The organism is Deltaproteobacteria bacterium, assembly GCA_020845775.1.
Classification (GTDB): Bacteria; Bdellovibrionota_C; UBA2361; order SZUA-149; family JADLFC01; genus JADLFC01.
Genome location: JADLFC010000107.1, coordinates 1 through 10182 on the forward strand (window position 1 = coordinate 1; position 10182 = coordinate 10182).

General features: G+C 46.7%; 9 protein-coding genes. All 9 read right to left on the reverse strand.

Annotated features, from left to right (window positions below):
* Positions 1–1079, reverse strand: a 1079-nt coding sequence (locus tag IT291_06745; GenBank protein MCC6220920.1) for a hypothetical protein, incomplete at its 3' end; no start/stop codon positions are given.
* Between the two features lie 90 nt (positions 1080–1169).
* Positions 1170–3347 carry a hypothetical protein gene (locus tag IT291_06750; protein ID MCC6220921.1) on the reverse strand — a complete coding sequence of 726 codons (2178 nt, stop codon included), beginning with the start codon at positions 3345–3347 and terminating at the stop codon, positions 1170–1172.
* Positions 3348–3478: 131 nt separating this feature from the next.
* Positions 3479–4141, reverse strand: coding sequence for a DUF3465 domain-containing protein (locus tag IT291_06755; protein MCC6220922.1), 663 nt, complete (start codon positions 4139–4141; stop codon positions 3479–3481).
* A gap of 93 nt (positions 4142–4234) precedes the next feature.
* Positions 4235–5236, reverse strand: a complete 1002-nt coding sequence (locus tag IT291_06760) for a ketoacyl-ACP synthase III (protein MCC6220923.1) — start codon at positions 5234–5236, stop codon at positions 4235–4237.
* Between the two features lie 100 nt (positions 5237–5336).
* Positions 5337–6587, reverse strand: a complete 1251-nt coding sequence (gene fabF / locus IT291_06765; GenBank protein ID MCC6220924.1) for a beta-ketoacyl-ACP synthase II — start codon at positions 6585–6587, stop codon at positions 5337–5339.
* A gap of 6 nt (positions 6588–6593) precedes the next feature.
* Positions 6594–7274: a hypothetical protein gene (locus tag IT291_06770; GenBank protein MCC6220925.1), complete on the reverse strand. Its 681-nt coding sequence runs from the start codon at positions 7272–7274 to the stop codon at positions 6594–6596.
* A gap of 46 nt (positions 7275–7320) precedes the next feature.
* On the reverse strand, positions 7321–8610 hold the full coding sequence (murA, locus tag IT291_06775) for a UDP-N-acetylglucosamine 1-carboxyvinyltransferase (protein MCC6220926.1): 1290 nt from the start codon (positions 8608–8610) through the stop codon (positions 7321–7323).
* A 16-nt stretch (positions 8611–8626) separates the two neighbouring features.
* On the reverse strand, positions 8627–9544 hold the full coding sequence (gene prmC / locus IT291_06780; protein MCC6220927.1) for a peptide chain release factor N(5)-glutamine methyltransferase: 918 nt from the start codon (positions 9542–9544) through the stop codon (positions 8627–8629).
* Positions 9545–9546: 2 nt separating this feature from the next.
* Positions 9547–10182: PCRF domain-containing protein (locus IT291_06785; protein MCC6220928.1), on the reverse strand; the 636-nt coding region annotated here is incomplete at its 5' end.

Genomic DNA, 10182 nt, shown 5'->3' on the forward strand with positions numbered 1-10182 from the left:
ATCCAGATCGGATTGTGTCCGCGTAAAAAAACCTTCCAGATCCATTGTCTAGTTCCGCCTAGTCCGAAAAGATGATCCGTATCTGCAAGGACAATCTTTTTTCCATCATTTACAACGGGATTATTTACATAATCGATTTGGGGAACTTTTTCTCCTCCTGGCGAGATCCAATCGGCCGGACTGTCCAGAAGAGTCTGATTTTGAGACCAATACTGACTTAACTTATGGTAGCACTGGGTTATGCCTATCGGATGTTGTTTGGGTTTGGCCTTTTCGTAACTCTTAACGAGATTTACTATGTGATACTGGAATGGCAATGAATAGGAGCCCATTTCGTTTCCGATTTCGTACAAAACGTTATCTAAATCGTTAACAGTATCGATTACCTTTTTGACGTAGGCTTCCTGTATTGCTAAGACCTTGCTGTTGTTTTCAAGTGTGTGTATCTCGACTCCCTGCCCATCATTGTTTAGGTCTCCGTTGATACCATTTATGTTGTTATTGATATTATAAGGATGACCAACCCAGGTATCATATTCTGGGAAATATAGTGCATTGCCCTCAAAGAGCATAATGGAAATATAGATACCTCTATCGCGGGCAGCAATAACTCGAGCCCTCAAGAGATCGAAGTACGCTTGGTTAAATTGATTGAGATCAAATTTTGGCAAGCCATCCTTGGCTAAACCAGATCCTGGACGCTTCCAAGGATGAGGAGAAGAATAGCGATACAAATTGTCAGTGTAGCGCTTCCAGTACGTCAGTTCCCAGCGCCATAAGCGTATAAAGTTATGATTGTGACTCTTAAGAAAATCGAGATATTGCGTGAAACCTTCGGCAACACTAGTGCTAGAAACGTTGTCGAGTCCCGGCTTAAAACTGCTATTAGTGGCACCTACGTCCACCAAGTTGCCCCAGGTATGTGAACCAGTTAAAAGTATGGCCTTCCCACTGTTGTCCGTAAAATAGCGAGGATTAACGCTACTCTTTTTTAGCGGTCCATCTAAGGCGTGGGCCGCAAAAAAGGGCGACAGAGCAGAAACGAAAAACAACAGGAACAATAAGGGGCAGTGCTTCATAGAGCTACTCCGAGAATCGATTTACAATGCATGTGCCACATGCAAAGAGAAGCTTACAGCAAAATAACGCAAAACAGCTTCCACCTTTCCTCATTGCACTAGCTTTAAACCACCTGGCGCTTGCGGCGCTGTGGTATCCACGCCGCCAGGAGGCGGAAGTTTCCAGGTGCCGTGCATGGTGCCGATGTAGACGTAGCTATTGTGCGGGTTAACGGAAACGGATCCCACGTTTATGGGGGCTAGGTTGTAGGCGATATTTTGCCAACTTAAGCCCTTATCGGTCGAACGGAAAATTCCCTGCCCATGGCCCCAAGCGCCACTCCAGGAAGTCAAATAGACGTTATCGCCATTTCTTGGATCTACCGCGACATGGGTGGTACTATATTGCCCAAAGATATTTTGCGCTATTCCATTGTTCTTATTTCTTAGCGTCGCTTGCGTTGGAGTTACTATATAAAGGCCCCAACCCGGAACCGCCGCATATAGTCTGTTCTCGTCATTGGGATCCACGGCGATCTGGTCAATGTAGCTATTCGTTACATTTATTGCGGGATATGGCGTTACCCAATCCGTTCCCCTATTACTCGATTTATAAATCGTGCCACCTTCACTTGAATACACCACGTCGCCGTTTTTGGCATAAAGTGCCTTTACGTTTTTTTCCAAAGGCGTCCAATTGTAACCCTTATCTATGCTTCTAAATTTATCCGCATAAATGACATTTGCATTCGTCTGGCTAAAGGATACAAACTTGTATAAACCTTCGGTATTGGGAGAAGTAATTTTCGTCCAACTAACGCCATTATCTCGCGACACCTGAATAATCTGACCATCGTAATTATGGCCACAGGCCCCCACAATTACTTGCGAGCCAGGCGTTGGATCTAAGGAAACGCCGTGACAGGCGGCTTGGCCGTTATGCTTTGCATTGAAATTGCGAAAAGTGTCAGCGGAGTCCTCCGTTAAAAATCCGCCCATATCAGTTAAGCCAATTGCAAATCGCGCCGCACTATTCTTATCCCAAGCAATGCGAGAATATCCCAACACTGCCCCTCCACCAGTATACCCGCTATTTGAATATTTCCAATTTAAGCCGCCATCGATTGTCTTTGCCACATGATCAGGAGCCCCCATCGTTAGCGCTATGTCCCTGTTTGTCGGATGCGTAGCAATCGCACCTCTAATAAAAGCACCACCACCATCAAACGGCCAACCCACTAACGAGCCAGATACCCAACCCTCAGTGTTTTTCTCATCCATGCTACTTGGCACTTTCCAACTAACTCCACCATCATGAGTGTAATAAAACTCTTCGTTTACTCCGTAGGATTTTCCTTGAAAGCTCACAAAGATGTAGTTGGGATCTACCGGGCTAATTTCCATCTTTTGGGCCATTTTTGTGCCGTTGGGGTTATTAAACTGCACCGAAAAATTTCCCGCACCGTTAGTAGAGCGATATATGCTTTTATTGCCCGTAATTGCGTGTATGATGTTGGGGTTGTTCTTGTTAATAGCCAAAACCCTAGGAGCGGCATCGAGGCCGAAACCCAAATGCTCAAAGTTGTTTGAACTCTCGTTTTCATAAAACAACTTCTTAACACCATATTCGGCAGCCAAATATAAAATTCTCTTATCCGTAGGATGGAGTTTTATGTCAAAAATTTTACCGACAACTGGAAACGGAAGTATTTCTTTCCAGCTAGCTCCATTATCGCTAGAGTAAAGCAAACCACTATCCCAAGTCCCTGCCCAAACAACATTGTTGAAAGGAAAAGCAAAAAGACTTCCATTATCTGCATTGTTAAAGTGCAGCCCTGGCCTCACTAATTGCCAATTTTCTCCTCCGTCAGTCGTCCGATAAATGCCGTCCTTATGGCCTGCTAGTTGACTCCAGCTGCCAACCTGCCCACCCGCAACAAAGACGACATTTCCCAATTCATTAAATGGCGAAACCCCCAAAGACACTCCGCCATTGGCATAAAAGCCCTTGTGCTTGGACTGCCAACTAGCTCCGCCGTTGGTGCTTTTCCACACTTGAGACGTATCGGTCACAAAATAGACAATATTTGCATTTTTTGGGGCGTAACTAATTTCGCGAATAAACTGAAAGCCCTCACCTGGCGCATAATTAGCCAACTTTTGCGCCTTAGACCTAATAGGCACTTGCTGCCAAGTCGAGCTACTCTGGGCGTAAGCTGTAGAAACAAATGAGATAAGAACTATTAAAACGACTATTCGTCTTAGCGAATACAAATAATATCCTTTCATAAAGTAAACCTTAGTCCTTTGTAGAAAAGCGTTGATTAAAAAACAACAAAACGACCTAAAACCAATAGTATTGTATTATAAGCAAGTGGCCTAATCAAAAAAAAACAGGACTATAATCACATTTCGTCTAGTCAAAGACTTCGGTCGCTCAACCGCTCTCGCGGTTTCTTGCTTAGAACTTTTGCAAAACCTTTCGGTTCATGGGTAAAATGCAGGCGGCCATAGAAAGTCCTTTTGCGGCCCCACAAAGTTCTTTGCATCGAAGGTTGGTGCAGATATTCGCCCTTAACCTCTACCCACTTCCCCTTCCTAACCGCTATCTTCCCAAACTCAATATTGTGGAGCACCAGTAGATAACATCCATGTCGCAATGCTGGCGAGGATATCAGAAAGCGCTGATGCACATATCTGCCAGCGCGATTATCATCATTGATAATGGTTCTAACAACATCAGTAACTTTCCTTTTCAGGCTCTCAGCAAGGGAATTCTCAAGCACCCGCTCAACCTTGCCACATAAAGAAATGACCTTGCCGTGAAATTTCTGAGGACTACACTTAAAGTCCCCGGCATCAGAGACATCCTGCAATAGCCATTTTCTGGCAATTATCCCCCCGCCTGCCAATACCGCGAGCCCGACAAACCAATACAGGTATGTTAACCCCAGCGCGAGGCGCGCTTCGCAATAAGCCTCACCTACATCGTCGCAATACCGCTGGAACAAACCGCCCAGGGCTAATAAGAGCAACAACGACCAAATTAGAATTAGCTTCCTGCGACCGCGTAGTTTGCCCATCGCGCTATCGATGCCTTAATACTACCTATTCAGTCGCTCTTTGCGATAGAGCCTGCTTATATGTTTGATTGAAAACACGTTAAATCTACACTACTACCATCGCAGCAACACAACCCCCCAGGTTACCCCACCACCAAAAGCCGAAAGCAATATCAGGTCTCCTTTTTTTAGAACCCCATTAGCAGCACTCTCTGCTAACAAAATTGGAAGGCTTGCGGCACTGGTATTGCCGTATTTATCGACGTTAATTAACACCTTCTCTTCAGATATTCCTAGCTGTTTCGCCATAGAAAGCAAAATGCGCCTGTTTGCTTGATGCGAAACGAAATAGTCTATCTGAGAAACATCCACGCCGTATTTTTTTAGTAAAGACTCGCTTACTTCCACTAAGGCCCTCACTGCGAGTTTGAAAATTTCCCTTCCGGCCATAAATAAGTAATGCTCGCCATTGCTTAACGACTCCGGCGTAACCGTCTTCGCGGTTCCTGCCCGAACGCACAGCAACTCCGCGCAGGAACCATCAGAATGTAGCTCACTGCCCAAAATCCCCCTAACTCCGCTTCCTACAAGGCTCATTTCGTCTGCATCGCAGCGAGACCCATAAGAATACGCCGCTGACTTAGACAAAACAGCTGCTCCAGCACCGTCGCCAAACAATATACACGTACTGCGATCGCGCTGGTCTATTATGCGACTGTAGAGCTCAGAACCAACAATTAACACGTTACTGCACTGCCCGGTTCTAATTAGCGAATCTGCCATTACAAGAGCGTAAACAAATCCCGAACAGACAGCATTCACGTCAAACGCAAAACCCTTCTTTATCCCGAGTTTTCCCTGCAAAATGCAAGCGGTGCTAGGAAATATATAGTCGGGCGTAACCGTAGCAAAGATTATTCCATCTATGTCACTTTCTGACAAACCGGCATTGCGAATTGCAGCGCGACAGGCCGGGAGTGCCAGCTCACTTGCGCTAATTTCTCCGTCTGCCCATCTGCGTTCTCTAATGCCTGTGCGCTCCTGAATCCACTCGTCGCTAGTATCCAAATAAGACTCAAAGTAATCATTCGTCACAACTCTTTCTGGAACATTCATAGCAACGCCAGAAATATAACTTGCGACCTGCCCCTCCGGCCCAATATTAGCTCGATCCTGCAAAATTGCTCCCTCCCACTGCGCCTTCACGTTCAACAGATTATATACGACGCAATATCACACTGGCGTTCGTCCCACCGAAGCCAAATGAATTTGACATTGCCACTTGGATTGATACTTCGCGAGCAACTTTAGGAACATAATCCAAATCGCACTCGGGTGCTGGATTATCTAAGTTAATCGTAGGTGGCACAATTCCAGTTTTTAGCGCCATGGCGCTAAAAACTGCCTCAACTCCTCCAGCCGCACCCAACAAATGCCCAGTCATAGATTTAGTAGAACTTACCAAAAGCGAGCGCTTCGCATGCTCACCAAAAACACTTTTAATTGCCTGAGTCTCAGCCGGATCGTTAACTGGCGTAGAAGTCCCATGTGCGTTTATGTAGTTGACGTCTTCGGGATTAAGTCCCGCACATCTTAGCGCAGCGGTCATGCAACTTCGCGCCCCTTCGCCATCCTCCGAGGGGGCCGTGATATGGAAGGCATCGCAAGAAAAACCATAACCTATCACCTCTGCATAAATATTAGCGCCTCTCTTCCTAGCAGACTCCAAATCCTCGAGCACTACCACCCCCGCACCTTCCCCCATTACAAAGCCATCTCTGTCTCTGTCAAACGGCCTACTTGCCCGTTCTGGCTCATCGTTTCGCGTAGAAAGAGCCTTCATGTTGCCAAATCCAGCCAACGCCAGATGCGTAATTGCAGCCTCTGCGCCACCAGTAACCACCACGTCCTGCAAGCCCTCTTTAATCATTCTCCAAGCCTCTCCTAAAGCATGGGTTCCAGAAGTACAGGCGCTAGTCACTGTGTAATTCACGCCCTTTAAATTATGTTTAATTGCAATATTTCCGGGCGCAAGATTGCTAATCATGCGCGGTATTAGGAATGGAGACACCTTGCGCGGTCCACTAGCAATTAACACGCGATGATTCTCCTCCAAGCTAAGCAAACCACCTATGCCAACGCCCAATATAGTTCCCATACGGCTCGGCGCATAACATCGTTCGCGCGAGCCATCCAGGCCCGCATCCATCAAAGCCTCGTCCGCAGCAACCATGGCCACCAGTGAATAGCGATCTTGTCGTTTTAAATCCGCGTGCGAAAAACGCTCTTTGGGATCGAAATCCTTAATCTCCCCGGCTATCCTACTAGGGTAGGCAGCCGCATCAAACGTAGTAATAGAACCAACGCCAGACTTGCCATTTGTAATGTTCTCCCATGTGGTCCTAAGATTATTTCCCACTGGACATATGATTCCCATTCCGGTGATAACTATTCTTCGTTCAGACATAACAATTTAACTCTTATTGTCTAACACTCTCTCTAATGCCTGCTTAACCACTGCAAAACCAGCTCGCTTTGCTTCTCCTAAAGATAAGTCATTAATGCTAGCAAATATATGCTCGAAAGACAAAGGTTCGCGGGGAAGTCGTCGAATTAAGTAATCTAAGCAATACTCTGACACCTTTAAATTTTTTCGCTCGAGCAGCGAACTAATAACCGCCCCAAACTCCTCTTCTAATGGCAAACCCAATTCCAGCACTTCTCCAGCTAGCAATCTGCTGCGGACATGCGGATTAGACGCCGTCTCCTCGGGAGATCGATCTGCTTCGATCAACAACAGTCCACCCCTGCTTCGCAGGCTCTCATAACCGGAAATAAATGCACTAACCCACTCGTCTCGACTATCGACACCATCGACTTCAGCTAAAATCCTAACATAAGAGATCCTTTCATTAGAGATACCTAGTTGCTTAGCCTCTTCGCAAATGCCTAGAAGAAGATGGGTTTTGCCAGTTCCGCGCGCGCCAAAAACAAAGGCAGATCCAAAAAACAGTGAGTCAGCTAAAAGATTATTCAGTTGTTCGTTAATAGCTGCAAGAGCGCTGTTTACTCCGCTATGTGCAATAAAATAATTTAAGCAATACGGCCTGACTGGCTCTAAGTCGAAGGATAATTGTCTTTGGTACGCATTCATTCACGTTCAAACGACTGACATTTGCAGCAATGAAACCACTATGCTCTCAGCAACCCAATACCACTTCCCTGTTGTCGAAAGCTGGAGAACGCTGAATTCTCGCCCCGAGTTGAGTAAATTTTTCGATTAAGGAAGCATATCCTCTATCCAAATGGTGAATGTCATAAATTTGGCTATACCCCTCTGCTGCAAGGCCCATTAACACCAGACCAGCGGCCGCTCTAATATCTAGCGCAATAGCCGAGGCTCCATGCAGTTTGCTAACTCCTTTAACAATAGCTCGTGAGCCCTCTATCTTTATGTCAGCTCCGAAGCGGTTATATTCACCAACATGGCCAAAGCGGTTCTCAAATACTGTTTCTTCAATTACACTTCTACCCTCCGCCATGGTCATGGCAGCCATCAAAAGCGGTTGCACATCTGTGGCAAGTCCCGGAAATGGTGCTGTTGAAAACTCACAAGGCTGCAATCTTCCATACGACGAAACTTCTACAAAATCACAGCCCTCCTTCACCTCACAACCTACCATGCTTAAAACATCTAAGGTTGCACCCATTGTCTCGCCGCTTATGCCAGTTACGCGCACTCCCCCACCAGTCATAGCACCAGCTATCAAATACGTAGCCGCCTCTATCCTATCGCCAAGGACTACACACTGCTGACCACCAAGCTCGCTTCGTCCCCGTATTGCGACCTCTGAACTACCAGCACCTTCGACGTTCGCTCCCATGGCCGAAAGAAATTCCGCTAGCGCCACCACTTCTGGCTCCCGCGCTGCTCCCCTTATTACGGTAGTTCCAGGAACTAAGGCCGCCGTCATCATGATGTGATGCGTCGCTCCAACTGAGGGATAGTCGAAAGTTATTTCTTGCGGAGTTAGCCCACCCGGCGCAGTTGCGCAGACCACTCCATTTCTCATGCGCACATCAGCACCCATCTTGACTAGGCCTTGAAGATGAAGATCTACGGGCCTTGCTCCAATTGCATCACCACCCGGCAAAGTCACTTGCGCCTTGCCAACCCTTGCTAAAAGCGGCCCCAAAATCCAAAAAGATGCTCGCAGAGATTTTACAAGGCCATATGCCGCTTCAGCAGTTTCGATATTATAATTCTCGATACTAACTCTTCCGTTCCTAAACTCGACATTGGCACCAAGGCTCTGCAATAACCTAAGCGTTACATTAATATCTTCTAAATCCGGAACATTGGCGAGTACGCATTTTTGGCTGGTAAGCAGAGTAGAAATTAACAATGGAAGCGCCGCATTCTTTGCTCCAGCTACGCCTACCTCTCCAAATAAACGATTTTGCCCTACTATGGATAAATACTCTGACACAAACGCTCTCTCTAGCTTATGAGAAAAACTCTCTTCTCACCTCCACGGCCCTGGGAATCCCGCAAAAATCAAGATGTATCCGAAACGCCTCGAGTCCATTGCGAACGAGCGAAGATTCTACCGCAAACCTTTGGCCAAAGCCAATTTCAAGGACAAAAATACTATTTTTTCCTATCCTTTGAACTAGTTCTTCTATCAATTTATTAATTACATCAAGGCCTTGCGCTCCTCCGCGAAGTGCCACTTTTGGCTCGAACTCGCCGACATCTGGTAGCAAGACCTCATTATCTGGCACATAGGGTGGATTGCTAAGAATTATTTCTAAAAAAGTTTCCCGCTCTAGCAAGTTGCTTGGGACGTCGGCCAAAATATCCGATTGAATAAAGTTCACATGCTCGTCTAACCCCAGCGCTATTGCGTTTGTCTTTGCTATCTCTAGCGCAGCCGGACAAATGTCAATTGCAATACTCTCTCCGCGCAATAAATAATCATCTCCGAACCTCTCTCTTAACGCCCAAAGAAGGGACAGAACAATCGCGCCACTGCCAGTTCCAACGTCAATGATGCGAAAAGATGGCGTATTAATATCAAAATTCTTTAGAGCAACCTCCACCAAGAGTTCCGTCTCGGGTCGAGGAATTAAAACGTTTCGATTGACCAAAAATTCTAGCGAACGAAACTCCGCCTTTCCAAACATGTATTCAAGCGGCTCGCACAGCTCCCGTCGGCTGACTAGACGCAAAAATTCCGCCTCGTGCTTAAGGTCGACAATTTTTTCAGACCACGCAACAAGGCTTGCCGTGCTGCACTGAAGCACATGTGCAAGCAACGCATCCACATCGCGCCAGATATTACTCGGTGAAACTTGCAACCGTTCTGGCAAATGCTCCAGATGCTTGCGTCCCAATCGACGCAATTCTCCAATTGTCGCCACGATTAAGCTTTTGCGTCTCCCTTAAGTGCAAGCGAACGAAAATGCGTAACCAGAGGATCGATCAACATGTCGAGTTCTCCCGCCATTATTGAATCGATCTGGTAAAGAGTTAAGTTAATGCGATGATCTGAAACTCTTCCTTGAGGAAAATTATAAGTGCGAATCCTCTCCGACCTCTCTCCCGTCCCTATCTGGCTACGCCTATCATCTCTACGCTGTTCATCCTGCTCTGCCTGCTTCATATCGAGGAGCCGAGAACGAAGGACCGTAAGTGCTTTGCTTTTGTTCTTTAGCTGCGACTTCTCGTCCTGACACACCACCACTAAGCCGCTCGGAATATGGGTGACACGAACTGCCGAATCGGTAGTATTTACGCTCTGCCCTCCTGGCCCTGACGAACGAAACACATCTATTCTTAAATCCGCATCCTTAATCTCAATCTCTACCTCTTCCGCCTCGGGCAATACGGCAACTGTAACCGTTGACGTATGAATCCTGCCTTGAGTCTCCGTGCGCGGCACGCGTTGCACGCGATGAACACCTCGTTCGTACTTGAAACGACTATAAGCTCCATTTCCGGCGATACTCGCTATCACCTCCTTAAACCCGCCCACAGAAGACTCGGAAGAACTGAGAAT

Coding starts and splice junctions, on each gene's coding strand:
- IT291_06750 (MCC6220921.1), bottom strand. CDS start 3,347: ATGAAAGGATATTATTTGTATTCGCTAAGACGAATAGTCGTTTTAATA.
- IT291_06755 (MCC6220922.1), bottom strand. CDS start 4,141: ATGGGCAAACTACGCGGTCGCAGGAAGCTAATTCTAATTTGGTCGTTG.
- IT291_06760 (MCC6220923.1), bottom strand. CDS start 5,236: ATGAATGTTCCAGAAAGAGTTGTGACGAATGATTACTTTGAGTCTTAT.
- fabF (MCC6220924.1), bottom strand. CDS start 6,587: ATGTCTGAACGAAGAATAGTTATCACCGGAATGGGAATCATATGTCCA.
- IT291_06770 (MCC6220925.1), bottom strand. CDS start 7,274: ATGAATGCGTACCAAAGACAATTATCCTTCGACTTAGAGCCAGTCAGG.